The organism is Streptomyces sp. RLA123 (assembly GCF_056270165.1).
Genome location: NZ_JBWDOR010000003.1, coordinates 3,048,181 through 3,071,677, shown reverse-complemented (window position 1 = coordinate 3,071,677; position 23,497 = coordinate 3,048,181). Strand labels below are relative to the sequence as shown.

General features: G+C 72.1%; 27 protein-coding genes. 14 read left to right on the top strand and 13 right to left on the bottom strand.

The features are described 5' to 3' along the window. Nucleotides 1-247 precede the first annotated feature (247 nt). Complete coding sequence (locus RV983_RS13770) at nucleotides 248-415, top strand: DUF3117 domain-containing protein (RefSeq protein ID WP_018561471.1); 168 nt, start codon at nucleotides 248-250, stop codon at nucleotides 413-415. A 144-nt stretch (nucleotides 416-559) separates the two neighbouring features. Here the strand turns inward: RV983_RS13770 and RV983_RS13765 are convergent, their stop codons facing one another. Further along, complete coding sequence (locus RV983_RS13765) at nucleotides 560-1,225, bottom strand: O-methyltransferase (protein WP_475990317.1); 666 nt, start codon at nucleotides 1,223-1,225, stop codon at nucleotides 560-562. Nucleotides 1,226-1,361: 136 nt separating this feature from the next. Here RV983_RS13765 and sigE point away from each other — a divergent pair, with 136 nt between their 5' ends. The 5 genes from sigE to RV983_RS13740 all read left to right on the top strand — a co-directional run bounded on the left by sigE (nucleotide 1,362) and on the right by RV983_RS13740 (nucleotide 5,893). Then, nucleotides 1,362-2,141 (top strand): RNA polymerase sigma factor SigE, encoded by a 780-nt coding sequence (gene sigE, locus RV983_RS13760; protein WP_475986077.1) that lies wholly within the window; start codon nucleotides 1,362-1,364, stop codon nucleotides 2,139-2,141. Beyond that, a complete protein-coding gene (locus tag RV983_RS13755) occupies nucleotides 2,138-3,070 on the top strand; it encodes an anti-sigma factor family protein (protein WP_475986076.1) in 933 nt (310 codons plus the stop codon). Before sigE ends, RV983_RS13755 begins: the two co-directional genes overlap by 4 nt. Nucleotides 3,071-3,376: 306 nt before the next feature. Then, on the top strand, nucleotides 3,377-4,612 hold the full coding sequence (locus RV983_RS13750; RefSeq protein ID WP_475986075.1) for a S1C family serine protease: 1,236 nt from the start codon (nucleotides 3,377-3,379) through the stop codon (nucleotides 4,610-4,612). A 143-nt stretch (nucleotides 4,613-4,755) separates the two neighbouring features. Beyond that, nucleotides 4,756-5,202, top strand: coding sequence for a sec-independent translocase (locus tag RV983_RS13745; protein ID WP_475986074.1), 447 nt, complete (start codon nucleotides 4,756-4,758; stop codon nucleotides 5,200-5,202). A 79-nt stretch (nucleotides 5,203-5,281) separates the two neighbouring features. Continuing rightward, the gene (locus RV983_RS13740; RefSeq protein ID WP_475986073.1) at nucleotides 5,282-5,893 is read left to right on the top strand and encodes a hypothetical protein; all 612 of its coding nucleotides are present in this window, start codon (nucleotides 5,282-5,284) and stop codon (nucleotides 5,891-5,893) included. A gap of 65 nt (nucleotides 5,894-5,958) precedes the next feature. Here the strand turns inward: RV983_RS13740 and RV983_RS13735 are convergent, their stop codons facing one another. From RV983_RS13735 to RV983_RS13725, 3 genes are all read right to left on the bottom strand, one after another. Then, a complete protein-coding gene (locus RV983_RS13735; RefSeq protein ID WP_475986072.1) occupies nucleotides 5,959-7,116 on the bottom strand; it encodes an Mrp/NBP35 family ATP-binding protein in 1,158 nt (385 codons plus the stop codon). Nucleotides 7,117-7,186: 70 nt separating this feature from the next. Beyond that, nucleotides 7,187-7,681 carry a DUF1003 domain-containing protein gene (locus RV983_RS13730; protein WP_475986071.1) on the bottom strand — a complete coding sequence of 165 codons (495 nt, stop codon included), beginning with the start codon at nucleotides 7,679-7,681 and terminating at the stop codon, nucleotides 7,187-7,189. After that, on the bottom strand, nucleotides 7,674-8,963 hold the full coding sequence (locus RV983_RS13725; RefSeq protein WP_475986070.1) for a magnesium transporter MgtE N-terminal domain-containing protein: 1,290 nt from the start codon (nucleotides 8,961-8,963) through the stop codon (nucleotides 7,674-7,676). Before RV983_RS13725 ends, RV983_RS13730 begins: the two co-directional genes overlap by 8 nt. 165 nt (nucleotides 8,964-9,128) lie before the next feature. On the opposite strand from RV983_RS13725, the gene RV983_RS13720 reads away from it, so the two are divergent. Beyond that, complete coding sequence (locus tag RV983_RS13720) at nucleotides 9,129-9,830, top strand: hypothetical protein (RefSeq protein ID WP_475986069.1); 702 nt, start codon at nucleotides 9,129-9,131, stop codon at nucleotides 9,828-9,830. A 7-nt stretch (nucleotides 9,831-9,837) separates the two neighbouring features. Here the strand turns inward: RV983_RS13720 and RV983_RS13715 are convergent, their stop codons facing one another. Beyond that, complete coding sequence (locus RV983_RS13715; protein WP_475986068.1) at nucleotides 9,838-10,359, bottom strand: hypothetical protein; 522 nt, start codon at nucleotides 10,357-10,359, stop codon at nucleotides 9,838-9,840. A gap of 163 nt (nucleotides 10,360-10,522) precedes the next feature. Here RV983_RS13715 and RV983_RS13710 point away from each other — a divergent pair, with 163 nt between their 5' ends. Then, entirely contained in the window at nucleotides 10,523-11,434 is a 912-nt protein-coding gene (locus RV983_RS13710; protein WP_475990316.1) for a DMT family transporter, read from the top strand. A gap of 7 nt (nucleotides 11,435-11,441) precedes the next feature. Here the strand turns inward: RV983_RS13710 and RV983_RS13705 are convergent, their stop codons facing one another. Beyond that, nucleotides 11,442-12,557, bottom strand: a complete 1,116-nt coding sequence (locus RV983_RS13705; protein ID WP_475986067.1) for a magnesium and cobalt transport protein CorA — start codon at nucleotides 12,555-12,557, stop codon at nucleotides 11,442-11,444. 437 nt (nucleotides 12,558-12,994) lie between these two features. Between RV983_RS13705 and RV983_RS13700 the strand changes: the two genes are divergently transcribed. The 4 genes from RV983_RS13700 (at nucleotide 12,995) to RV983_RS13685 (ending at nucleotide 15,978) form a co-directional block, all read left to right on the top strand. Beyond that, a complete protein-coding gene (locus RV983_RS13700; RefSeq protein ID WP_475986066.1) occupies nucleotides 12,995-13,633 on the top strand; it encodes a suppressor of fused domain protein in 639 nt (212 codons plus the stop codon). A 117-nt stretch (nucleotides 13,634-13,750) separates the two neighbouring features. After that, entirely contained in the window at nucleotides 13,751-14,389 is a 639-nt protein-coding gene (locus RV983_RS13695) for a DUF6758 family protein (protein WP_475986065.1), read from the top strand. Nucleotides 14,390-14,480: 91 nt separating this feature from the next. Next, nucleotides 14,481-15,359 carry a PHP domain-containing protein gene (locus RV983_RS13690; protein WP_475986064.1) on the top strand — a complete coding sequence of 293 codons (879 nt, stop codon included), beginning with the start codon at nucleotides 14,481-14,483 and terminating at the stop codon, nucleotides 15,357-15,359. Between the two features lie 4 nt (nucleotides 15,360-15,363). Further along, entirely contained in the window at nucleotides 15,364-15,978 is a 615-nt protein-coding gene (locus tag RV983_RS13685) for a MarC family protein (protein ID WP_475986063.1), read from the top strand. Nucleotides 15,979-16,052: 74 nt separating this feature from the next. Here the strand turns inward: RV983_RS13685 and RV983_RS13680 are convergent, their stop codons facing one another. Continuing rightward, on the bottom strand, nucleotides 16,053-16,208 hold the full coding sequence (locus RV983_RS13680) for a hypothetical protein (RefSeq protein WP_475990583.1): 156 nt from the start codon (nucleotides 16,206-16,208) through the stop codon (nucleotides 16,053-16,055). Between the two features lie 223 nt (nucleotides 16,209-16,431). Between RV983_RS13680 and RV983_RS13675 the strand changes: the two genes are divergently transcribed. After that, entirely contained in the window at nucleotides 16,432-17,340 is a 909-nt protein-coding gene (locus RV983_RS13675; RefSeq protein ID WP_360907340.1) for an NYN domain-containing protein, read from the top strand. On the opposite strand, the gene RV983_RS13670 is transcribed toward RV983_RS13675, so the two are convergent. Then, nucleotides 17,337-18,260 (bottom strand): alpha/beta fold hydrolase, encoded by a 924-nt coding sequence (locus RV983_RS13670; protein ID WP_475986062.1) that lies wholly within the window; start codon nucleotides 18,258-18,260, stop codon nucleotides 17,337-17,339. The genes RV983_RS13675 and RV983_RS13670 overlap by 4 nt on opposite strands. Nucleotides 18,261-18,404: 144 nt before the next feature. After that, entirely contained in the window at nucleotides 18,405-20,189 is a 1,785-nt protein-coding gene (locus RV983_RS13665; RefSeq protein ID WP_475986061.1) for a DEAD/DEAH box helicase, read from the bottom strand. 407 nt (nucleotides 20,190-20,596) lie between these two features. Between RV983_RS13665 and RV983_RS13660 the strand changes: the two genes are divergently transcribed. Then, nucleotides 20,597-21,331, top strand: coding sequence for a ferritin-like fold-containing protein (locus tag RV983_RS13660; protein WP_475986060.1), 735 nt, complete (start codon nucleotides 20,597-20,599; stop codon nucleotides 21,329-21,331). A 215-nt stretch (nucleotides 21,332-21,546) separates the two neighbouring features. Here RV983_RS13660 and RV983_RS13655 read toward each other — a convergent pair whose 3' ends face one another. From RV983_RS13655 to RV983_RS13640, 4 genes are all read right to left on the bottom strand, one after another. Further along, nucleotides 21,547-21,825: a hypothetical protein gene (locus tag RV983_RS13655; RefSeq protein WP_475986059.1), complete on the bottom strand. Its 279-nt coding sequence runs from the start codon at nucleotides 21,823-21,825 to the stop codon at nucleotides 21,547-21,549. Nucleotides 21,826-21,948: 123 nt separating this feature from the next. Then, on the bottom strand, nucleotides 21,949-22,179 hold the full coding sequence (locus RV983_RS13650; protein ID WP_401580632.1) for a DUF3107 domain-containing protein: 231 nt from the start codon (nucleotides 22,177-22,179) through the stop codon (nucleotides 21,949-21,951). A 116-nt stretch (nucleotides 22,180-22,295) separates the two neighbouring features. Further along, a complete protein-coding gene (locus RV983_RS13645) occupies nucleotides 22,296-22,931 on the bottom strand; it encodes a TetR/AcrR family transcriptional regulator (RefSeq protein ID WP_475986058.1) in 636 nt (211 codons plus the stop codon). Nucleotides 22,932-23,031: 100 nt separating this feature from the next. Continuing rightward, a complete protein-coding gene (locus tag RV983_RS13640; protein ID WP_475986057.1) occupies nucleotides 23,032-23,268 on the bottom strand; it encodes a hypothetical protein in 237 nt (78 codons plus the stop codon). Nucleotides 23,269-23,497 lie beyond the last annotated feature (229 nt).

Sequence of the window (23,497 nt, the reverse complement as noted above, 5' to 3'; positions counted from 1 at the left end):
GCGGCTCGCGTTCGGGGCCAGCATGCCGGAGATCACCGCACGCGAACATGTGACGTCCATCAAACGCACGGCAGTGGGCGATCACCGAAATGGACGGTTTTGCGGGACCGGGTTCTCGAACGGATGGGAACCGATGTTGGTCATCGGGTCACCCGATGCGGGATAATGGCCGAGAACCAATGTGTTCGAGTCCGGTGGCGCCTGGGCCACCGTGTGCGAAGAGCTGGTTTCAGGAAGGGGAACGAGCATGGCGGCCATGAAGCCGCGGACGGGTGATGGCCCGCTCGAGGTGACCAAGGAGGGGCGGAGCATCATCATGCGCGTTCCGCTCGAGGGCGGCGGACGGCTTGTCGTCGAGCTGACCCCGGACGAGGCGGATGCACTCGGCGAGGCATTGAAGAAGGCCATCGCCTGAACCGGCCAATCCAAGCCTTGGGCCCCCGGCAGCACACCTGCGCCGGGGGCCGCTTGTTTTTCTTTCCCGAACGTCCGGAAGTGCCGGCGGGGTCGGAGTACGCCGGAATGCGGGCGCGGACCGGTATGGGCGACGCCGGAAATGTCAGCCGCGGCGTACCGCGCAGAGCAGTCCGTCGTCGGTCGGCAGCAGAACGGGGGCGAGCGCGGGATTGTCGCGGACCGTCCGCATCAGCTCGCGCAGCCGGATCACCTCGGCCTCCTGGTGGGCGGCGTCCATCGCGCGGCCCTGGGCGAAGGCGCCCTCGAAGCAGACCAGGCCTCCCGGCCGGAGCAGGCGCAACGATTCACCCAGGTAGTCCGGGTACTCCATCCGGTCCCCGTCGCAGAAGACCAGGTCGTAGCCGCCGTCGGCGAGACGGGGGAGCACGTCCAGCGCCCGGCCGAGGATGCAGCGGGCGCGGTTGGTGGCGAAGCCGGCCTCGCGGTAGGCGCCGCGGGCCAGTTGCTGGCGGTCCGGCTCGGTGTCGACGGTGGTCAGCACCCCGTCGGCGCGCATGCCGTGCAGCAGGTGGATGCCGGAGACGCCGGTGCCGGTGCCGATCTCCACGACCGCTTTGGCGTCGGTGGCCGCGGCCAGCAGGCGCAGGGTCGCACCGGTGCCCGGGGAGACCGGGCGCACGCCCGCCTCGCGAGCCCGCGCGCGGGCTCGTATCAGCGCGTCGTCCTCGGCGACGAAAGCGTCCGCGAACGCCCAGCTCGCCTGCCGATTGCCGGTAATTGCCCTCTCCTGTCCGCGTGACGGTTGCAGCCCGCTCGGCGACTGTATCCGTTGCGGTCGGGAACCCGGAGATGGGACCAGCCGTTGGGAGGTTCGACAGATGGTGGAGAACGAGGGCCGCGCTGATGGGCTCGGCACTTATCCGGAGCTAACGGGCGAGGTGGATATGGTAGGGGCTCTACTGGACACCACCAGAGCCGATAGGGGAGGTGCGGCTGCGGCGGGTCACCGGGGAGTGCTCTCGCGCTTCCGCAGGTCGGCCGGCGAGCCGAAATCCGTGACCGATACAGCTGACGACCGTCCGCGTTCCGACGAGTCCTCGACAGTGGCCGCGACGAACGCGACCTTCGCCACCGACGGGGGTGCTCAGACGTGGACCCCTCCCTCGTGGGAGGAGATCGTCAGTACCCACAGTGCCCGGGTCTACCGTCTCGCCTACCGCCTGACGGGCAACCAGCACGACGCCGAGGACCTCACGCAGGAGGTCTTCGTCAGGGTCTTCCGTTCGCTGTCGACGTACACGCCCGGCACCTTCGAGGGCTGGCTGCACCGCATCACCACCAACCTCTTCCTGGACATGGTCCGGCGCCGCCAGCGCATCCGCTTCGACGCCCTGGGCGACGACGCGGCCGAGCGCCTGCCGAGCCGTGAGCCGTCCCCCGCGCAGCACTTCGCGGACACGCACTTCGACGCCGACATCCAGCAGGCGCTGGACACCCTCGCCCCGGAGTTCCGCGCCGCGGTCGTGCTCTGTGACATCGAGGGCCTGTCGTACGAGGAGATCGCGGCCACCCTCGGCGTCAAGCTCGGCACGGTGCGCAGCCGCATCCACCGCGGCCGCTCCCACCTGCGCAAGGCGCTGGAGCACCGGGCGCCCGCCGCCCGTCCGGGCCGGGCACCCGTGCTGACCACGGGCCGGGCGGCCCTGGAGGGCGGGGGCACGTGAGCAGCACCACCCGCGGCCGGCATCTGCTCTGCGCCGAGCAGCACCTCGGAGACCATCTCGCCGCCTTCGTCGACGGCGAGCTCCAGGACGACGCCCGCGACCGGGTCCTGGCGCACCTGGCGACCTGCGCCGAGTGCAAGGCCGCGGCCGACGAGCAGCGCCGTATGAAGGACGCGATCGCCGCCTCCGCGCCGCCCGCCCTTTCCGCCGGCCTGCTGGCCCGCCTCCAGGAGCTGCCCGCGGGCGACGGCGACGGGACGGGCGGGCCCTTCGACGGCGGCGGGCTGATCCAGGCCGCCAGCCTCGGCGGCGAGCGGCTGAACGGCGACCTGTTCGGCAACGCCCGCGAGGAGTTCGCGCTGCCGCTGTCGGCGTCGGCCTCCCGGGGCTTCCGGATCCACGAGTCGGCGCGTCCGGTCACCCCCGGCGCCACGGGCTCGGCGGTCCGCGGCCGCCGGCGGTTCGCCTTCGCGGCGGCCGGCGCGTTCTCCATGGCGGCCATCGCCCTCGGCGGCGCGCTGCCGCTGGACGGCGCCCCGGAGCCCGGCATGGACGAGACCGGTGCCGCGGTGACCCCGCTGAGCTCGCAGCAGTCCGCCCGGCCCGCCGCCGACGTGTGGGCCAGGCCGGCCGACGACCTCCTGCACCCCAGCAGCGGCACACGGCCCTTCGCGCTGACCTCGCCGACGTCCGTGAGCCGGGTCGACCCGGCGGCCGTCGCGCGTTCCCTGCTGGCGCCCGACCGCCGGACGTCCGCCTCGCCCTCCGCGAACGGTTCCGCGACACCGGCCACCCTGGCCGCCTCCGCGTCGGCCACCTCGGCCAAGACGTCCCCGGATACCGGCGGCAGCGTCCCGGCCTCGCCGTCGGCGCCCGTCCCCGTCGCGACGGCCACCCCCTTGCTGGGCACCTTCCCCGTCAGCCGCTGACCGGGCGGCTGCGGGCGGCGCCGACTCCTGGTTCAATCCAGGGAGGACAGGTCGTCGTAGGGGAGCACTGTGGACCAGGGGAAGCCCGCCGGGCCGAAGTGGTGGAGCCGCCCGGAGCCGGTGACACCGGCTCCGGACGAGACGCGTGCCGCCCCGTCCCCGCAGGCTCCGCAGCCTCCGGAGGACACCGTGCCGCCGCACGGATCCGACCCGTACGACACCCCGCCGTACGGTGAGCCCGGGCCCTGGGCGCCCGCCCCTCCCGTCACCCGTCCGGCGGACTCCTCGGCGCCTCCTGTGCCTCCTGTGCCTCCCCGGCCGTCCGCGCCGCCGCACACCGCTTCCCCGGTCCCTCCGCCGCTCTCGGTCGGCCAGTGGCACCGCTACGACCCCTGGGCGCCCCCCGGGCCGCTGCCCGCCGCCCCCCGGGCCTCGCGCCGCCGCGGCCCGCTGGCCGCCGCCCTGGTCGCCCTCACCCTGGCCGCCGGCGGCGTCGGTGGCGTGCTGGGCGCCTATGTGGCGCAGAACGGCGGATCGGAGCAGGTGACCCTGCCCCAGACCACCTCCGACGCCGGGAAACGGGCCCCGGACAGCATCGCGGGGATCGCGGCCAAGGTCCTGCCGGGCGTCGTCTACATCCACGTCAAGGGCGACAGCGGTGAGGGCACCGGCACCGGCTTCGTGCTGGACGACGAGGGCCACATCCTCACCAACAACCACGTCGTGGAGACCGTCGCGAAGAGCGGCACCATCTCGGTGACCTTCAGCGGCGGCCAGATCCGGTCCGCGAAGATCGTCGGCCGCGACACCGGCTACGACCTGGCGGTCATCAAGGTCAGCGGGGTCAAGGGGCTGCGCCCGGTCGCCCTGGGCAACTCCGACGCCGCCCAGGTGGGCGACCCGGTGGTCGCCATCGGCGCCCCGTACGGCCTGGAGGGCACCGTGACCTCCGGCATCATCAGCGCCACCCAGCGCCCCATCACCGCGGGCGGCGAGACGGAGGGCAGCGACGTCAGCTATGTCGACGCCATCCAGACCGACGCCCCGATCAACCCGGGCAACTCCGGCGGCCCGCTGGTGGACTCCCGGGGCCTGGTCATCGGCATCAACAGCGCCATCCGCTCCGCCGACAGCAACTCGGACCCCTTCGGCAGCGGCAGCCAGGGCGGCAGCATCGGGCTGGGCTTCGCCATCCCCGTCAATCAGGCGAAGCGAGTCGCCGAGCAGCTGATCAACAACGGCAAGGCCACCCACCCGGTGATCGGCGTCAGCATCAATCTGCAGTACGACGGCGACGGCGCCCAGGTGAGCCCCGAGGGCGAGGGCGACGGGGACTCCATCACTCCCAACGGTCCCGGCGCCAAGGCCGGCCTCGAGCCGGGCGACGTGATCACCGCCATCGACGGCAAGCGGGTGCACAGCGGCGAGGAGCTGATCGTGCGCATCCGCAGCCACCGCCCCGGCGACAAGCTGGGCCTCACGCTCAAGCGGGGCGGCAAGGAGCGCAGCGTCCAACTGGTCCTCGGCTCGGCCACCGGCTGAACCCGTCGTCGCCCACGGGTGGGTTTACCCCGGCGCGGCCTACTGTTGACCCCGGGCCACTCCCGTCTTCCCGGCTCGGCCAGGTACGGTGAGTTGATCCGCCGGATTCCGTCCGCCGGCCGAGGACCACGAGGAGCTGCACGGTGTTTTCAGACATAGGCGCGCTGGAGGTCGTCGCGCTCGTGATCCTTGCCGTGCTCGTGTTTGGGCCCGACAAGCTGCCCAAGGTCATCAAGGACGTCACGCACTTCATCCGCAAGGTGCGCGAGTTCTCCGACAGCGCCAAGGCCGACATCCGCAAGGAGCTGGGTCCGGAGTTCAAGGACTTCGAGTTCGAGGACCTCAACCCGCGCAACTTCGTCCGCAAGCAGCTGCTGGACAACGACGAATTCGGCCTGAAGGAGATCCGCAACGGATTCGACTTCAAGGAGGAGATGTCCGCGGTCACCGACGCCGTGCACGGGCGGGACAGCGGTTCCGGCGGCGGTTCCACGGGCGCTTCCGGCGCCTCCGGCACGCCGGACCGGCTGAAGAAGCGGGACGGGCTGGAGCCGGGCGAGGCTCCGCCGTTCGACTCCGACGCCACCTGAACCGGGGCCCGTGCCCCGTTCAGGTCGCGCGAGTGGCTATTCTCCCTTTGTTTGCCCTTATGGAGGAGGCGCCGCGCGTATGGAGACCACAGCCGATCCAGCGGATCGTACGATCGACGGCTATCTCAGCGCCGACTTCGCCTGGTACGGGCTGGACGAGGCCTTCACCGGGCACCGCTGGCTCGCCCCCGTCGGCAGGAGCGCGGACGGCACCGTGGAGCACGGCTCGACCGGCCACGGCGACGAGCCCTCCGTCAAGGTCGAGCCCACGCCGGACAACCGCCGTTTCGTGACGGTCGTGACGGTCGCGCAGCGCCCGCTGCGGCGCAGCGCCGACGGCACGGGCGACCTGGAGGAGACCTCGGTGGCCTCCGCGGCGTGGCTGGCCGGCTCCGGGTTGCTGACGTGCACCTGGCCCACCCAGATGGAACGCCATCTGCGCGAGGACTGGCTGGACCAGCAGACGGCCATCGCGTGGGATCTCGCCGACAACCTCGACGGGGCCGACTGGTCGGCGCTCACCCTGCCGGTGGACGGTGAGCCCACGCCGTTCCACTACCGCGAGTCCGAGTACGGCTGGGTGATGGCCGGTTCCGCGCACGGGGTGCATCTGGGCGCGTTCGGGCGGGGCATGAGCGCCTACGGGCTCGGCCTGTCGCGGGTCAAGGACATCCACGCCTACCGGCGCTGACCCGTCGGCAGACGGCAGGGGCGCCCTCGCGAGGAGGACGCCCCTGACACAGCGGCAGGTGCCGCTCAGAACTTGTTGCGCGGCGTGATGCCCAGGGACATGCCGGCGAGACCGCGCTGGCGGCCGCCGAGCTTGCCGGCGATGTCGCGGAGCGCGGAGCCGGCCGGGGACTGCGGGTCGGTGAGCACGACCGGGCGGCCGTCGTCGCCGCCCTCGCGCAGCCGGACGTCGATCGGGATCTGGCCCAGCACCGGCACGTTGGCGCCGGTGGTGCGGGTCAGGCCCTCCGCGACGCGCTCGCCGCCGCCGCTGCCGAAGACGTCCACCATCTCGCCGCAGTGCGGGCAGGGCAGCCCGGACATGTTCTCGATGACGCCGACGATCTTCTGGTGGGTCTGCACGGCGATGGTGCCCGCGCGCTCGGCGACCTCGGCCGCCGCCTGCTGGGGCGTCGTCACGACCAGGATCTCGGCGTTCGGGACCAGCTGGGCCACCGAGATGGCGATGTCACCGGTGCCGGGCGGCAGGTCCAGGAGCAGCACGTCCAGGTCGCCCCAGTAGACGTCGGCGAGGAACTGCTGGAGCGCGCGGTGGAGCATCGGGCCGCGCCACACCACGGGGGCGTTGCCCGGGGTGAACATGCCGATGGAGATGACCTTCACGCCGTGCGCCGAGGGCGGCATGATCATGTTCTCGACCTGGGTGGGGCGGCCGTCCACGCCCAGCATGCGGGGCACGCTGTGGCCGTAGATGTCGGCGTCGACCACACCGACCTTCAGTCCGTCGGCAGCCATCGAGGCGGCGAGGTTCACCGTCACCGAGGACTTGCCGACGCCGCCCTTGCCGGAGGCCACCGCGTACACGCGGGTGAGCGAGCCCGGCTGGGCGAAGGGGATCTCGCGCTCGGCCTGGCCGCCGCGCAGCGAGGAGGCCAGCTCGCGACGCTGCTCGTCGCTCATGACGTCCAGTTCGACGCTGACCCCGGTGACGCCCGCGACCTTGGCGACCGCCGTCGTCACCAGACTGGTGATGGTGTCCCGCATCGGGCAGCCCGACACCGTCAGGTACACGCCGACCCGCACCGCTCCGCCGTCGGCGATGTCGACGGACTTGACCATGCCCAGATCGGTGATCGGCTTGTGGATCTCTGGGTCGTTCACCGTCGCGAGGGCGGCGCGCACCGCGTCGAGCGAGACAGCGCCTGCGGGAGTGTCGTCAGCCATGGACCGATGGTACGTCGCGCGTGTGCGCCCATGACCCGCGGTGGTCGGGTTCACACGGCCCCGCGGGCCCTCAGTCCGCCTCGGCGCGCGCGTGCTCGTGCATCTCCTTCAGCAGTTCCTGGAGTTCCGAGCGGATCCAGTCGCGGGTGGCGACCTCGCCGAGTCCCAGCCGCAGTGCGGCGATCTCGCGGGTGAGGTACTCGGTGTCGGCGATGCTCCGGTCGTTGGCCTTGCGGTCCTGCTCCAGATTGACCCGGTCCCTGTCGTCCTGCCGGTTCTGGGCCAGGAGGATGAGCGGGGCGGCGTAGGAGGCCTGGAGCGACAGCATCAGCGTGAGGAAGATGAACGGGTAGGTGTCCCACCGCATGGCGGGCGGCGCGAGCGCGTTCCACGCCACCCAGGCCACGATGACCACGGTCATCCAGACGATGAAGCGGCCCGTTCCCAGGAAACGCGCGATCTTCTCCGACAACCGTCCGAAGGCCTCGGGGTCGTAGGCGGGCAGCAGGCTCATCCGGCGGACGAGCGGCTGGTCGAGCCGGACGCGGGGGCGCTCGTCACTCATCCCCGGCCACCCCGTGCAGCTCGGTCTCGCGCCAGTCCTCCGGCAGCAGGTGGTCCAGTACGTCGTCGACGGTCACCGCGCCGAGCAGCGAGCCGCCCTCGTCCACCACCGGTACGGCCACCATGTTGTACGTCGCCAGGAAGCTGGTGACGGCCGGCAGCGGGGTGTCCGGGCGCAACGGCTCCAGGTCGTTGTCGAGCAGCGCGCTCACCAGCGTGAACGGCGGGTCGCGCAGCAGCCGCTGGAAGTGCACGGTGCCCAGGTACTTGCCGGTGGGGGTCTCGTCCGGCGGCCGGCAGACGTACACCTGGGCGGCGAGCGCGGCGGACAGATCGGGGTTGCGGACCCGTGCGAGGGCGTCGGCGACGGTGGCGTCCGGGCGCAGCACGATGGGCTCGGTGGTCATCAGACCGCCCGCGGTGCGCTCCTCGTACGACATCAACCGCCGCATGTCGGCGGCCTCGTGGGGCTCCATGAGCCCGAGGAGGCGTTCCTGCACCCGCTCGGGCAGCTCGGCGAGCAGGTCGGCGGCGTCGTCGGGGTCCATCGCCTCCAGGACGTCGGCCGCCCGCTCCTCCTTCAGCTTGCCGAGGATCTCCACCTGGTCGACGTCGGGCAGTTCCTCCAGGACGTCGGCCAGCCGGTCGTCGTCGAGCGCGGCCGCGACCTCGGCGCGGCGCTTGGGCGACAGGTGGTGCAGCACCCCGGCGAGGTCCGCCGGGCGCAACTGGTCGAAGGTGGCGAGCAGCGCCGCCGCGCCCTGCGCGTGCTCGTCCAGCGAGAAGCCGGTGACCGCCGACCACTCCACGGTCAGGGTCTCTCCCCCCCGCCGCCCGCCGGTACCCCTCCAGGAAAGCCCCACGCGCCCCTTGCCGCGGCGGACGAAGACCTTGTCGATCTCCCAGTCGCGGCGGGCCGGCAGCCGCACCATCGACACGTCCAGCACGGTCACCTCCTCGCCGGTGTCGACCAGCGTGACCCGCCGGTCCAGCAGCTCGCCGATGACCAGTGTCTCGGTGGGGCGCTGCTCGAAGCGCTGCATGTTGACCACGCCGGTGGTGATCACCTGGCCGGACTCCACGCCCGTCACCCGTGTGATCGGCAGGAAGATCCGCCGCCGGCCCGCCACTTCGACCACCAGGCCGGGCACGCGCGGCGGGCGGCCGCCGACCCGCAGCATCACGATCACGTCCCGGACCCGGCCGACCTGGTCCCCATTGGGGTCGAAGACCCGCACCCCGGACAGATGCGAGAGAAAGACCCGGGAGGTTCCGGCTGCCATGCGGTCAGGCTAACGCCGCAGGTCGCGCCAGGCGCGCGGAGATGCTCCACGGGGGCTTCGCATCGCGTTCACAGCCGTTCGCCCGGCCGGGGGTACGCTTCGGTAGCTTCGGCTCCGCCGCGCTGCTCGGTCAGGCGGCGACGACCGCAGGAGGAAGAGAACACCGTGATTCCCGGCCGCCGTTCAGCCGCCTTCCCGAGCCTGGTGTGCGCACTCCTGGCGCTCCCCCTTCTCACGGGGTGCGCGGGTGATCCGGACGCGGGGACCAACGGCGTCGGCAAGCTGCCCCCCACCACCATCGAGAAGCGAGCCCGCATTGCGGCGGAGGCCGCCGACACCGTCCGGCTGTCCGGCACGGTCGTCAGCAAGGGCCGCACCTACACCCTCGACATGCGGCTGCGCGCCAACGGCGGCTTCGGCGAGGTCAGCACCCAGGGCAGCACCTTCGAGCTGCTGCGGGTCGGCAAGGACCTGTACCTGAAGGCGGGCGCGGGCTTCTACGGCGACGAGGTCGGCGCCAAGCTCAAGGACAAGTACGTCAAGGTGCCCACCGGCGATCCCGCCTACCGCCAGTTCAGCGGCTTCACCGACAAGGAAGTGCTGCTGGACGGCTTCTTCGTGCTGCGCGGCGACCTCGCGGTCGGCGACCACCGCAAGGTCGGCCCCGTCCGCACCATCGCGGTCACCGCGGACGGCGGCAGCGGCGGCACGATCGACGTCTCCCTGGAGGGCACGCCCTATCCGCTGCGCTACGAACGGGCCGGCGGCGCGGGCACGCTGACCATGGCGGACTGGGGCAAGGACTTCACACTCCGCGCCCCCGACGAGGACGAGGTCGTCGACTACGGCCGGTCCGTGACGTCCTAGGCCGCCCTCACGCGCGGCCGCGCCGCCGGAACAGCAGCTTGGGCAGACCGGCCGGGACCGGGCGGCGGGTGGTGGCGGTGGTGGGTACCGGGACCGCGGCGCCGCTGTGCTCCGGCATCAGGCCGGGCCGCTCGGTGGGCGCCCCCGCCGGCTCCAGGCGCAGTACACGGCACTCGCGCGCCCAGCGCCCGGTCATCGTCCCGGCGTCCGGCGCGTTGAGCCGCTTGCCCTTGAGCTCCGTGACGGCGGCGGTCCACGCCTCCTCGTGCGCGGGGAGTTCCTCGACCCGGGCCGGGAAGGCGACCAGGCGGCCGCCCTTGTCCTTGCTGCGGAGGGTGACCAGCGCCGTGCCGCCGGGCGGGAGCCCGGGCAGCGGCTGCTCGCCCGGGCCGCCGCCGACCACCACGACCGCGCCGTCGACCCACGCGTGCCACAGCGCCTGACCGTCGACCCACAGCAGCCCCGACTTCTTGGCGGCTTCCTCGATGAGTGCCCGGTCCAGCAGGGGCTGCTCCACGGTTTCCGTCATGCGCCCAGCCTATTGCCTGCCCTCCCGCGGCCGCCGGTCGCACGCATCGTGAGACGACAGGAGCTCGGGTGGGGTACGGGCCTTACGCTAAGGGGGTCGCCGTCCCGCCGCCCCGAGGAGAACCCGCGTGTCCGCCGCGCCGCCCGCCAGCAGCAACTCCGCTTTGACGACGACGGCGGCAAAGGCCCCGGAGGCCGTTCCGCACGCCAAGGCGCCCCTGGACTTCGCGCTGCTGGCGGTGGCCGTCGCCGGGGTGTCGCTGTCGGCCCCGCTCATCGCCGCGACGGCCGCGCCCGCGCTCGCGATCGCGTTCTGGCGCAACGCGATGGCGGTGGGTGTCCTCAGCCCGTTCGCGCTGCTGCGGCATCGCGCCGAGCTGCGCGGCATGGGCCGCAAGGCCCTGGGGCTGTCGGTCGCCGCGGGCGCGGTCCTGGCCCTGCACTTCGGGCTCTGGCTGCCCAGCCTGTCGATGACCTCGGTGGCCTCCTCGACGGCGATGGTCACCATGACGCCGGTCTGGACCACCCTCTTCCTGCGGCTGCGCGGGCAGCGGCAGCCCGCGCTGGTGTGGGCGGGCACCGGCCTCGCCGTCCTCGGCGTGGTCATCCTCACCGGCGTGGACCTGTCGCTGTCACCGCGCGCCCTGGCCGGCGACGCGCTGGCGCTGGCCGGCGGCATCGCCGCCGCGGGCTACGTCCTGCTGGGCGCCGAGGTGCGACGGACCGTCAGCACGACGGCGTACACCTTCGTCTGCTATGCCACCACCGCCGTGGCGCTGCTGGCGGTCTGCCTGGCCTCCGGCTCCGCGCTCGCCGGCTACTCCGGAACGACCTGGCTGAAGCTCGCCGTGCTGACCGTGGCCGCGCAGCTGCTCGGGCACAGCATCCTCAACCGCGTGGTGCGCGGCCTCGGTGCCTCGACGACCTCCACGGCGATCCTGCTGGAGACGCCGGGGGCCGCGCTGGTCGCGGCCCTGTGGCTGGGCCAGACCCCGCCCGTGGCGGCCTATCCGGCGCTCCTGGTGATCCTGGCCGGGCTGGCGCTGGTCATCCTCGCCGACCGCAGGAGGGGCTGACCCGGCCCTACAGCCAGCCGTTGCGGCGCAGGATGCGGTGGATGGCGAGGCAGATGCCGCCGATGGCGACCAGCACCATCGGATAGCCGTACCGCCAGTGCAGTTCCGGCATGTGCTCGAAGTTCATCCCGTACACACCGCAGATCATGGTCGGGACGGCGATGATGGCCGCCCATGAGGTGATCTTGCGCATGTCCTCGTTCTGCGCGACCGCCGCCTGGGCGAGGTTGGCCTGGAGGATGGAGTTCAGCAGGTCGTCGAAGCCGACGACCATTTCGTGGACGCGGGCGACGTGGTCGGCGACGTCCCGGAAGTACTTCTGGATCTCCGGGTCCACCACACGCATCGGCCGCTCGCTGAGCATCTGCATCGGCCGCAGCAGCGGGGAGACCGCGCGCTTGAACTCCAGCACCTCGCGCTTGAGTTGGTAGATCCGCCCGGCGTCCGTGGCGCGCGGGGACTTGCCCTGCGCGGAGAAGACGTCGATCTCGACCTCGTCGATGTCGTCCTGGACGGCCTCGCTGACCGCCAGGTAGTCGTCGACGACCTGGTCGGCGATGGCGTGCAGCACCGCCGAGGGGCCCTTGGCCAGCAGCTCGGGGTCGTCCTCGAGGCGGTGGCGCAGCGCGCGCAGCGAGCCGTGGCCGCCGTGCCGCACGGTGATGACGAACTGCCGCCCGGTGAAGACCATGACCTCACCGCTCTCCACCACCTCGCTGGTGGCGGTGAGTTCGGCGTGCTCGACGTAGCGGATGGTCTTGAAGACCATGAAGAGCGTGTCGTCGTACCGCTCCAGCTTGGGCCGCTGGTGGGCGTGGACGGCGTCCTCCACGGCCAGCGGGTGGAGTCCGAAGACGTCCGCGATCTCGGAGAACTCGCGCTCCGACGGCTCGTGCAACCCGATCCACACAAAGCCCTCGTCGCCGTCGCCGCTCACCTTCTCCAGCGCCTCGCGCGGTGTGATGTGGTCGCTGCTGCGGCGCCCGTCGCGGTAGACCGCGCAGTCCACGACGGCGCTGGGCGGGGTGGCGTTGCGGGAGCGGTCCGGGCCGTAGTCGTACGAAGTGCTGCTCTTGCGCAGGGCGGGACGGACGACTGCGCGCAGGTCACGAATCATCGACATGGCAAGCTCCTTCACGGACTGGCCGGACTGAAATGCGGATCAGGGCAGGGTGATCACCGTTGATCACTGCGCAGTTCAGCGAGCTCTTCCGGAGGCGGCAGGCGGCCCGGGCAGACCAGGGGTGCGAGCAGAGCGGCGAGAAGGCACGCGGACGCTCGCGGAGTGTTCCGAAAATCCTCTGGAGTTCCGTGAATTTCTTGGTTTCACGGCCGGGTGGCCGGGTACGGAACGCTGGGGATCAGGAGAGTTGCCGGGCGGAAGAGCTGCCGGTACTGCACGGTCGACTAGGATCCATTGCAGCCCCACCTCCTCCGGCCTGTCCCCGCTGGGGGAGAACGGGCACGCCTCTACCGGCGTGACCGACGGCTCACCATAGCAGGCACCCAAAGCGTCACAGCGCTCCTTTGCCCATTTCATACGCGCTCTATGCTCGGCTCATGGTCGATGTACTGGGGCTGGTCGAGGCGCGTCTGCGCATGTCCTTCGGGGAGCCGGACGCGCGCGCGGCGATCACCTTCCTCGGGACCGAGCGCATCGAGGTGCTCCGCTTCCGCGACGGGGACCTGGTGCGCTACGTGACGCTCGGTATGTCCCGCGCGCCCATGAACGACCCGGCCGGATCCCCGGCCGGCACCACCCCGTCGACCTTCGCGGCGCCCCTGTCGGTCAGTGTCGCCGACCCTGTGCGCGGTCCGCGGGCAGAACTGGTGCTCACCCTGCGCACCACAAGCGGCGCCGACACCGACCGGGTGCTGCGCCCGCTCGCCGTGCTGGCCGCCTCGCCCCAGGTCGAGGGGGTGGTCGTGGCCCCCGGCAACTCCCTGGACGTCGGTGAACCCCTGTGGCCCGGCGCCGGGTTCTCCGCCGTCCTGGTCGCCGAGCCGGGCGGCCTGATCGAGGATCTCGACCTCGATCCGCCGATGGACCCGGTCCACTTCTTCCCGCTGCTGCCCATGACGGCCAACGAGGCCGCCTGGAAGCGGGTGCGTGGCGCGGGGCCGCTGCAGGAGCGGTGGCTGGAGGCCGGTACCGACCTGCGCGATCCGATGCGCGCCTCGGTGCCGCTGTCCGTCTGACGGGCCCTGCCGCGCCGGTGCGTTGCGCTCGTGGGCCGTGCCGGGGCGCCACGCTGCCGGACCCGGACGGGTGATCGTCCTTGACGCGGGCACGCCGTGGTAGGACCGTGGGGCGGTATGAGGGGCGAACCCAGTTGCCCGAAGTGCGGTGGACGGGTCCGCGTGCCCGGCCTCTTCGCCGACGCCTGGCAGTGCGACGACCACGGCGCCGTGCACCCGATGCAGCCCGTCGTACCGCCCAGTGTCGAGGCGCTCGGCGTCGTCGTCAGCCGGGCCCGCGTCCCGGTGTGGATGCCCTGGCCGCTGCCGGTCGGCTGGCTGTTCAGCGGCGTCGCGTCGGCGGGGGACGACCGCAGTGGCGGCCGGGCGACCGCGGTCGCCTGCTCCGGCCCCGGGCCGCTCGGCGGGCCGGGGGAGATGGTGCTGGTCGCGGAGGAACTGGGCGTGGGTCTCGGCGCGCGGTTCGCGGGCATCGCGGGGCCCGATCCGGGGCCGCAGATGTGCGTCGGCAAGCCGCCGGCGGCGAAGGTGGTCGCGGCGGGCCGGCCGACCCCCCTGTGGCATGTGACGGGCACCCCGCTGGACCGGGCCGTCTTCGCCGGTGAATCGTTCGGCCTATGGCTGTGGGCGATCGTCTGGCCGGAGGAGTCCGGGCTGCTCATCTACGACGAGCTGATACTGACCGATCTGCGCGAGGCCGGTGCCGAGATCGACCTCGTTCCGTGCGGGGCGCTTTCCCCCCGCCTGCTCTCCTGAGATTCACAGGCTCGCCGGGCAGTTATCCTGGTAATCGCAAGGCCGCTGTCCGCGGCCGGCGCCGAGTACCGAGAGCCTTGGAGCGACGTTCGTGCGCATCGACCTGCACACCCACTCCACGGCGTCCGACGGCACGGACACCGCGGCCGGGCTGGTGCGGGCCGCGGCCGCCGCCGGGCTGGACGTGGTCGCCCTCACCGACCACGACACCGTGGGCGGATACGCCGAGGCCGGCAAGGCGCTCGACGACCTGCACGCCCACGGTGACAGCGGTCTGACCCTGGTCACCGGTGCCGAGCTCTCCTGCCGGCATGACGGCGTGAGCATGCACATGCTCGCCTACCTCTTCGACCCGCTGGAGCCGGAGCTGTACCGCGAGCGCGAACTCGTCCGCGACGACCGGACGCCCCGCGCGCAGGCCATGGTGGCCAAACTCCGCGAGCACGGCGTGCCGGTGACGTGGGAACAGGTGGCCCGCATCGCGGGCGACGGCGCCGTGGGCCGCCCGCACATCGCGCAGGCGCTGATCGACGGGGGGCTGGTGGGCAGTATCTCCGAGGCGTTCACCCCCGAGTGGATCGGCCCCGGCGGCCGCGCCTACGTCCAGAAGCACGAACTGGACCCCTTCGCGGCGATCCGCCTGGTCAAGAACGCCGGCGGGGTCGTCGTCTTCGCCCACCCCGCCGCCGTCAAACGCGGGGCGGTCGTTCCGGAGAGCATGATCCAGGAGCTGGCCGCCGCGGGGCTGGACGGCATTGAGGTCGACCACATGGACCACGACGAGTCCACCCGCGCCCGGCTGCGCCACCTCGCCGCCGAGCTGGGGCTGCTGGCCACCGGCTCCAGCGACTACCACGGCACGCGCAAGACCTGCCGGCTCGGCGAGAACACCACCGACCCCGATGTCTACCGCGAGATCGTCCGCCGGGCGACCGGCGCGGCTCCGCTCACCCCTTCCGCACACCGCTAGGCCCATGGATCTCTTCTCCCTGACCCTGTTCGGGTCCGTGTTCGTCACGCTCTTCGTGATCATGGACCCGCCCGGCATCACGCCGATCTTCCTCGCCCTCACCTCCGGTCGCGCCGCCAAGGTCCAGCGCCGCATGGCCTGGCAGGCCGCCTCGGTCGCGCTCGGCGTCATCACCGTCTTCGGCATCTGCGGCCAGCAGATCCTGGACTACCTGCATGTCTCGGTGCCCGCCCTGATGATCGCCGGCGGGCTGCTCCTGCTGCTCATCGCGCTCGACCTGCTCACCGGCAAGGCGGACGAGCCGACGCAGACCAAGGACGTCAACGTCGCGCTGGTGCCGCTCGGGATGCCGCTGCTCGCCGGCCCGGGCGCGATCGTGACGGTGATCCTCGCGGTGCAGCGCGCACACGGCTTCGGGGAACAGGTGTCGGTGTGGGTCGCGATCGCCGCCATGCACGTCGTGCTCTGGCTGACGATGCGTTACTCATTGGTGATCATCCGTCTGATCAAGGACGGCGGTGTGGTGCTGGTCACCAGGCTGTCGGGGATGCTGCTCTCAGCGATCGCCGTGCAGCAGATCGCCAACGGCGTCTTCGGCTTCATCCGCGGCGAGGGCTGACGGTCCGTCGCCCGCACCGCGGGTACGACGAGGGCCCCGCAGCCGCAGCGTACGGGGCCCTTCCGCGGTGTCCGTCAGGCCAGCTCGACCGGGCGGATGTAGATGCGCTGGCCGATCGCGGCGGCCTGCTGGACGATCTGGTCGACGGAGGCGGCGTCCACGACCATGCAGTCGACGGCGCGACCGTCCTGGTCGTTGAGGCGCATGATCTCGAAGCGCATGGTCTTCATGGCTTCTCCCTTCGTCCGGGCACTCCTCCATTGGAGTACGGGGCTGCTTCTCAGCCGTTACCTGCGTGAGTCATTCATGTATCGACAACTGTTGCCATCGCGAAAACCTTCCCTGTCCTAAGGAAAATCTTCCGACGGCCTTCTACCCGCAGGTAACAACAGCCCGCAGTGGCCCCGGTTCCGGTTGTGTGTGCGGACCGCGGCGCCGGACAATGTGAGTTCTATGGACGACGAAGCCCTTTCCGCCATCGCCGCCGGCATCGAGCGCACCAATGAGCTCCTGCAGCGGGTCCTCGCCGAGGTCGCCACGACCCCGGCGACCCACGCTGTGTTCGTGGACGCCGGGTACGTGTACGCCGCCGCCGGCCGCCTCGTCGCGGGCACCGAGGACCGCAGGGCTTTCGAACTCGACGCCGAGGGGATCATCGAGGCCTTCATCGACCGAGCCCGCAAGCTCTTCCCGGACAGCCGGCTGCTGCGGGTCTACTGGTACGACGGGGCCCGCCGCCGCATCCACAGCGCGGAGCAGGAACGCATCGCCGAGCTGCCCGACGTCAAGGTACGGCTCGGCAATCTCAACGCCAGCCGGCAGCAGAAGGGCGTCGACTCGCTGATCCGCAGCGACCTCGAGTCGCTGGCCCGGCACCGGGCGATCTCCGACGCCGTGCTGATCGGCGGCGACGAGGACCTGGTCTCGGCCGTCGAGGCCGCCCAGGGCTACGGCGCCCGCGTCCACCTGTGGGGCATCGAGGCCGCGGACGGGCGCAACCAGGCCGACCCCCTGCTGTGGGAGGTCGACAGCCTGCGCACGCTCGACCTGGACTTCTGCAAGCCGTACATCACCCGGCGCACCGCGCCCATCTACGGCGACGCGCCCATCCCCACCGGCCCCATCCCCACCCGCGAGGACGTGCACTTCGTGGGCGCCCGGGTCGCCTCCCAGTGGCTGGCGACCCGTGGCCGCGACTCACTGGCCGAGCTGCTGCCCGGCCACCCCTACCTGCCGCCCGCCTACGACCAGGAACTGCTCGTCGAGGCGGAGGGCATGCTCAACATCTCCCTGCGCGGCCACGCCGATCTGCGCCGCGTCCTGCGCGACGGCTTCTGGGAGCACCTGCAGGCCCGGCTCTAGGCCTCGCCGTCACCGCTCGCGGCCTCCCCGTTCCAGAAATCGGCGAGTGCCACGGCCGTCTCCGCCGTCCGCTCCGTGTTGGGCGAGTGCTCCGCGCCGTCGATGACCACCCGCCGGGCGCCGAGCCGGGCCGCCATCTCGTCCATCCACGGCACCGGCCACGCGTGGTCGACCGCGCCGGACAGCACCAGGGTGCGCAGCGGTACCGCGGCCAGCTCGGCGACCCGGTCCGGCTCCGCGATCAGCTGCTTGCCGGTCGCCATCAGCTGCTCCGGCACGGTGCGCAGCCACCGCTGGTGCAGGAACTCCTCGACCTCGACCTCGCCCGTCGTGTTCGCCGTCCCTGCCGTGCCCTCCAGATCCTGGGCGTCCAGCTCGCGCATCGCCCGCCACACGCTCTCCATGTCCATCGAGGACAGCGCCTCCAGCAGCAGCTTCGTCCGCGCCTGCTGGGCCGTCTCGATCGCGGCGGGCCCGGAGCTCATCAGGGTCAGTGACGCCCACGGCAGGTCCTTCCCCGCGGCCCCTGCCGCGATCGCCGCGGCGCGCACGACCAGGCCGCCCATCGAGTGCCCCAGCAGATGGACCGGGCCGGCGTCCGGACCCAGCGCGGCGGTCTGCGCGAGGACGTCGGTGGCCAGTTCCCCCTGCGCGTACGCCGTCTCGTCACGCGGGCCCACCGACTCGTTCTGCCCCCGGCCGTCCACGGCGACGGCGCGGAAACCGGCCGCGGCCAGCGGCGTCAGCAGCGCGAGGAAGTCCTCCTTGCTGCCGGTGAAGCCGGGCACCAGCAGCGCTGTGCCGCGCCGCGCGGTCCCCGCCGGCGGGACCGACTCCAGGACGGCGAAGCGACCGCGCTCGGTGGACAGCGGATGCGCAGTGACGTTCTCGGGCAGCGTCAGAAACGGCGGTCGGCTCATGCGCCGAGGCTATCCGCGGCGGGTTTCCGTCGTGCTACGTGCCCCCCACGGCTGTGGCGCGCGACGGCGAACGGCCGGGCACCGCGGAGGGTGCCCGGCCGTTCGCCGTCGTTCGCTTCCCGGCAGCGCGCCGGGCGGGGTGCGTCAGCCCGCCGTCTCGGCGTCCGCGGGCTTGGCCGTGCGGGTGCGGCGCCTGCGGCGCGAGGCCTTGGCCTCGCTGCTGTCGCCCTCGGCGGCCGTCACGTCGGCCGGGGCCGCGGCCCCGGCGGTCTGCGCGGAAGCCTCGGCAGCGGCGCCGGCGGCAGCACGCGTGCGCCGGCGGCGCGGTGCGGCGGGCGCCTCCGCGGCGTCCGTCTCCTCCGCCACCGGGGCGGTGGCCGTGGCCGTCGCCGTGGACTCCGCCACCGTACGGGTGCGGCGCCGGCGGCGCGGCGCGGGGCGCTCCGTCGCCGGTGCGCCCTCGGCGGTGTCGAGCGCGGCCTCGGCGGCCTGCTCGGCGCCCGCGGCCGCCTCCGTCACCGGACTCCCGTTGCGGGTGCGGCGGCGCTGGCGCGGGGCACGGGTGCGGGCCGGCCGCTCGTCGGTCTCGGCCGCGGGACCGGCCGCGGGACCGGCCGCCTTGCGGCCGCCACGACCACGGCCGCGGCCGCCGGTCTCGCCCAGGTCCTCGATCGCCTCCGCGTCGAGCCCGGCACGGGTGCGCTCCGCACGCGGCAGGACGCCCTTGGTGCCCTGCGGGATGCCCAGCAGCTCGTAGAGGTGGGACGAGGTGGAGTAGGTCTCCTCCGGGTCGTTGAACGACAGGTCCAGCGCCTTGTTGATCAGCTGCCAGCGCGGGATGTCGTCCCAGTCGACCAGGGTGATCGCGGTGCCGGACGCGCCCGCGCGGCCGGTGCGGCCGATGCGGTGGAGGTAGGTCTTCTCGTCCTCCGGCGTCTGGTAGTTGATCACGTGCGTGACACCCTCGACGTCGATGCCGCGGGCGGCGACGTCGGTGCAGACCAGGACGTCGACCTTGCCGTTGCGGAAGGCACGCAGCGCCTGCTCGCGGGCACCCTGACCGAGGTCGCCGTGGACCGCGCCCGAGGCGAAGCCGCGCTGCTCCAGCTGCTCCGCGAGGTCGGCCGCGGTGCGCTTGGTACGGCAGAAGATCATCGCCAGGCCGCGGCTCTCGGCCTGGAGGATGCGGGAGACGAGCTCCGGCTTGTCCAGGGAGTGCGCGCGGAAGATGTGCTGGGTGGTGTTGGCGACCGTCGCGCCCTCGTCGTCCGGCGAGGTGGCGCGGATGTGCGTGGGCTGCGACATGTAGCGGCGGGCCAGGCCGATCACGGCGCCCGGCATCGTCGCGGAGAAGAGCATGGTCTGCCGCTTGACCGGCAGCATGTTGATGATCTTCTCGACGTCGGGGAGGAAGCCGAGGTCGAGCATCTCGTCGGCCTCGTCGAGGACCAGCGCGCGCACGTTGCGGAGGCTGAGCTTCTTCTGGCCGGCGAGGTCCAGCAGCCGGCCCGGAGTGCCGACGACCACCTCGACGCCCTTCTTCAGGGCCTCGACCTGCGGCTCGTACGCGCGGCCGCCGTAAATGGCCAGCACGCGGACGTTGCGCACCTTGCCGGCGGTCAGCAGGTCGTTGGTGACCTGCTGGCACAGCTCGCGGGTGGGGACGATCACCAGGGCCTGCGGCCCGTCGACGACGTCCTCGGGGCGGGCGCGGCCGGCCTCGACGTCGACCGGGACGACGACCCGCTCCAGGATCGGGAGGCCGAAGCCCAGGGTCTTGCCGGTGCCGGTCTTGGCCTGGCCGATCACGTCGTTGCCCGCCAGGGCGACCGGGAGGGTCATTTCCTGGATGGGGAAGGGCGTGATGATGCCGACGGCTTCGAGGGCCTCGGCGGTTTCGGGGAGAATCCCCAGGTCGCGGAAGGTCATGGTGGTGGTCAGGATGCTGCCTCTTCTGTTTCTGGGCGCGGCGCCGTGCTGTGAAGCGGGGAGGGTCGAACGCAGGGAACTGCGCTGACCGCGCGGGGTGTCTGTACGGCCATGGGCGGCCGAGGTGCGCGGGACCGCTGCCCTCGCGTGCGCCGCGAAGCGGGCCCCTCCCCAGACGCGGGGAGGGCGGTCGGTAGGAGCCGATCGGGCCACCGACCGGGCATCCATTTGTGCTGGTTCACAAATTACCCGCCGGTTGACCTGGCGGGCTCATACCACTGTACCCCGGAATCGCACAGCCGAGGTGGTCCGATTTCCGGGATACGGGACACAGCCCCGGGGACTTCCGCGTGGCGGGGTCGTACGGGATGGTTGCCGGGCTGGTGGGGTTGGCTATTGTGCGCACCATGGAGACGCCTGAGACCCCCGCCGAGACCCCCGACGCTCCCCCCATCGCCGCCCAGGACTGGGCCGCCGCCTCCGCCGATCCGCAGTACCGCGCCGCGGTGGTGGATCTGCTCGGGGCGCTCGCCTACGGGGAGCTGGCCGCGTTCGAGCGACTGGCGGAGGACGCGAAGCTCGCGCCGTCCCTGGAGGACAAGGCGGAGCTCGCCGCGATGGCGTCCGCCGAGTTCCACCACTTCGCGCAGCTGCGCGACCGGCTGTCGGCGATCGAGGCGGCCCCGACCCAGGCGATGGAGCCCTTCGCGGCGGCGCTGGACGAGTTCCACCGCCAGACCGCACCCTCCGACTGGCTGGAGGGCCTGGTCAAGGCCTACGTGGGCGACTCCATCGCCTCCGACTTCTACCGCGAGGTCGCGGCCCGGCTGGACACCGACACCCGCGAGCTCGTCCTCGCCGTGCTCGACGACACCGGTCACGCCTCCTTCGCCGTGGAGAAGGTCCGTTCGGCGATCGAGGCCGACCCGCGGCTGGGCGGCCGACTCGCGCTGTGGGCGCGACGGCTGATGGGCGAGGCGCTGTCGCAGGCGCAGCGGGTGGTCGCGGACCGGGACGCGCTCTCCACGATGCTGGTGGGCGGGGTCGCCGACGGCTTCGACCTCGCCGAGGTCGGCCGTATGTTCATTCGGATCACCGAGGCCCACACCAAGCGCATGGCCGCCCTGGGGCTGTCTGCCTGATCGGGGGCCCGGTTCGCCTCCGGGCCGCGCAAGTCGGCGGTGGGGTGCCCCACCCGCCGTGGCATCGGTCGCGTAGCTCAGGGCGCGATGCGCCTTCGGCGCGTTGAGCCGGTGCCGGGGGCCCTGCCGGTGGCTGGGGGAGGTCGGGCGTGCGCGGTCTCCCCTTCGGCGGCGGCCGCGCCCCTTCAGGGCGCGATGCGCCTGTGGTGCGGGGCCTATGCGGGGCGGGGCGCCGGGCTGCGGCGGTCGGCGCGCGGGCGGCGGACCAGCACCGACAGCAGCGCGGCCGCCACGGCCACGGACAGTGTCAGGTTGAGCGGGAAGAGCGCGGAGCCCAGCACCGTGCGCGCGATGGAACCGCCGACGAGGGCGGCCACGGGGCCGGTGACCAGGGCGAGCGGTGTCGCGGGAAGGCGGCGCCGGGGGAGCAGCCTGGTCGCGGCACAGGCGACGACGAGCCCGGCGGCGGCGAACGCGATCGTTTCCCACAACATGCGGCGGCCCCTCCCTGAGGTGACGGTCGCTCCGGGTCCTACCCCGCCGGGAGGCAATGCGAAACGGCGGGACACCCCCCTCGTGAGGGTGACCCGCCGTCGTGCTCGGAAGCCGCGTTACGGCTAGAGCTGTGCCCCGAAGCCCACGCGGCGCTGGGCGGGCTCGCCGATCTCCACGTAGGCCAGCCGGTCGGCCGGGACGAGCACGCGCTTGCCCTGCTCGTCGGTGAGGCTGAGCAGCTTGCCGGTGCCCGTCAGGGCGTCGGCGACGGCCTTCTCGACTTCCTCGGCCGTCTGCCCGCTCTCGATGCTGATCTCACGCGGCGCGTGCTGCACGCCGATCTTGACCTCCACGGCTTTCGTCCCTCCGAACGGTCTGCGGTGTGCGCGGTGATTCGCGCCGTACGCAGGACACATTAGCCGCGCCCGCGCCCCGCCGATCGGCCGACGGGCACGCCCTCAGCGAACAGTCAGTGCTCGGTGCCGTGCAGCGGGAAGCCGGCGATGCCGCGCCAGGCCAGTGAGGTCAGCAGTTGCACCGCGGTGTCTCGGGGCATGGAGCTGCCGCTGGACAGCCAGTAGCGGGCCACCACCTGGGAGACGCCGCCGAGGCCGACGGCCAGCAGCATCGACTGCTCCGTGGCCAGCCCGGTGTCCTCGGCGATCACTTCGCTGATCGCCTCGGCGCACTGGAGCGAGACCGTGTCGACGCGCTCGCGCACCGCGGGCTCGTTGGTCAGGTCCGACTCGAAGACCAGCCGGAAGGCACCGCCCTCGTCCTCCACGTACGCGAAGTAGGCGTCCATGGTCGCGGACACGCGCTGCTTGTTGTCCGTGGTGGAGGCCAGGGCGGTGCGGACCGCGTCCAGCAGGGCCTCGCAGTGCAGGTCCAGCAGGGCCAGGTAGAGGTCCAGCTTGCCGGGGAAGTGCTGGTAGAGCACGGGCTTGCTCACACCCGCCCGCTCGGCGATGTCGTCCATCGCGGCCGCGTGGTAGCCCTGGGCGACGAACACCTCCTGGGCCGCGCCCAGCAGCTGGTTACGCCGGGCCCGGCGCGGCAGGCGCGTGCCGCGAGGGCGCGCCTCAGTCTGCTCGATGGCTGTCACGCCGCCTCCCAAGTGATGTCGTTCTGCGCTGCGGGTGCCATCGTACTTTTCGGTAGTGGGGCCATGCGCTGTGCGAACGCACATTCTCACCAAGTGGAACTCACCTGTAGTCGTCCTCGTCGAGTTCCACCACCCGCCGTTGTTCCGCGACATCCGCCGGATCGGCGTCGTCGGGCCGTTCGGTGATCGGGACATCGCGGTGCTGGAGCAGCTCGAGGTGCTGCTCGGCGATGTCGTTCTCGGGAGCCTCGATATCCGCCTCGGTGTCCTCCAAGTCGTCGGTGAGGTCGGTGATGTCGGTGAGGTCACCGTTGAATGTCTCGATGTCGTCGGACACGGGCACCTCCCTTCCTGTCCGGAATCGGTGGTCCCCGGCTCGCACGGGACCACCCGGCCGCTTGTGCGCTCTGCGCTGTGTCCGTCTGCCTCCCTTTGTTCCCCTCCTCCCCTCTTCCCCTCTTGCGAGCGTAGGAGACGTCAACGGCCCCCGCAGAGTGACGGGAGGGACGAAAAAATCCGTGCGGCGCGTGTGAGAGCGAACACACAAGCGTACGCGTGATCGTCTC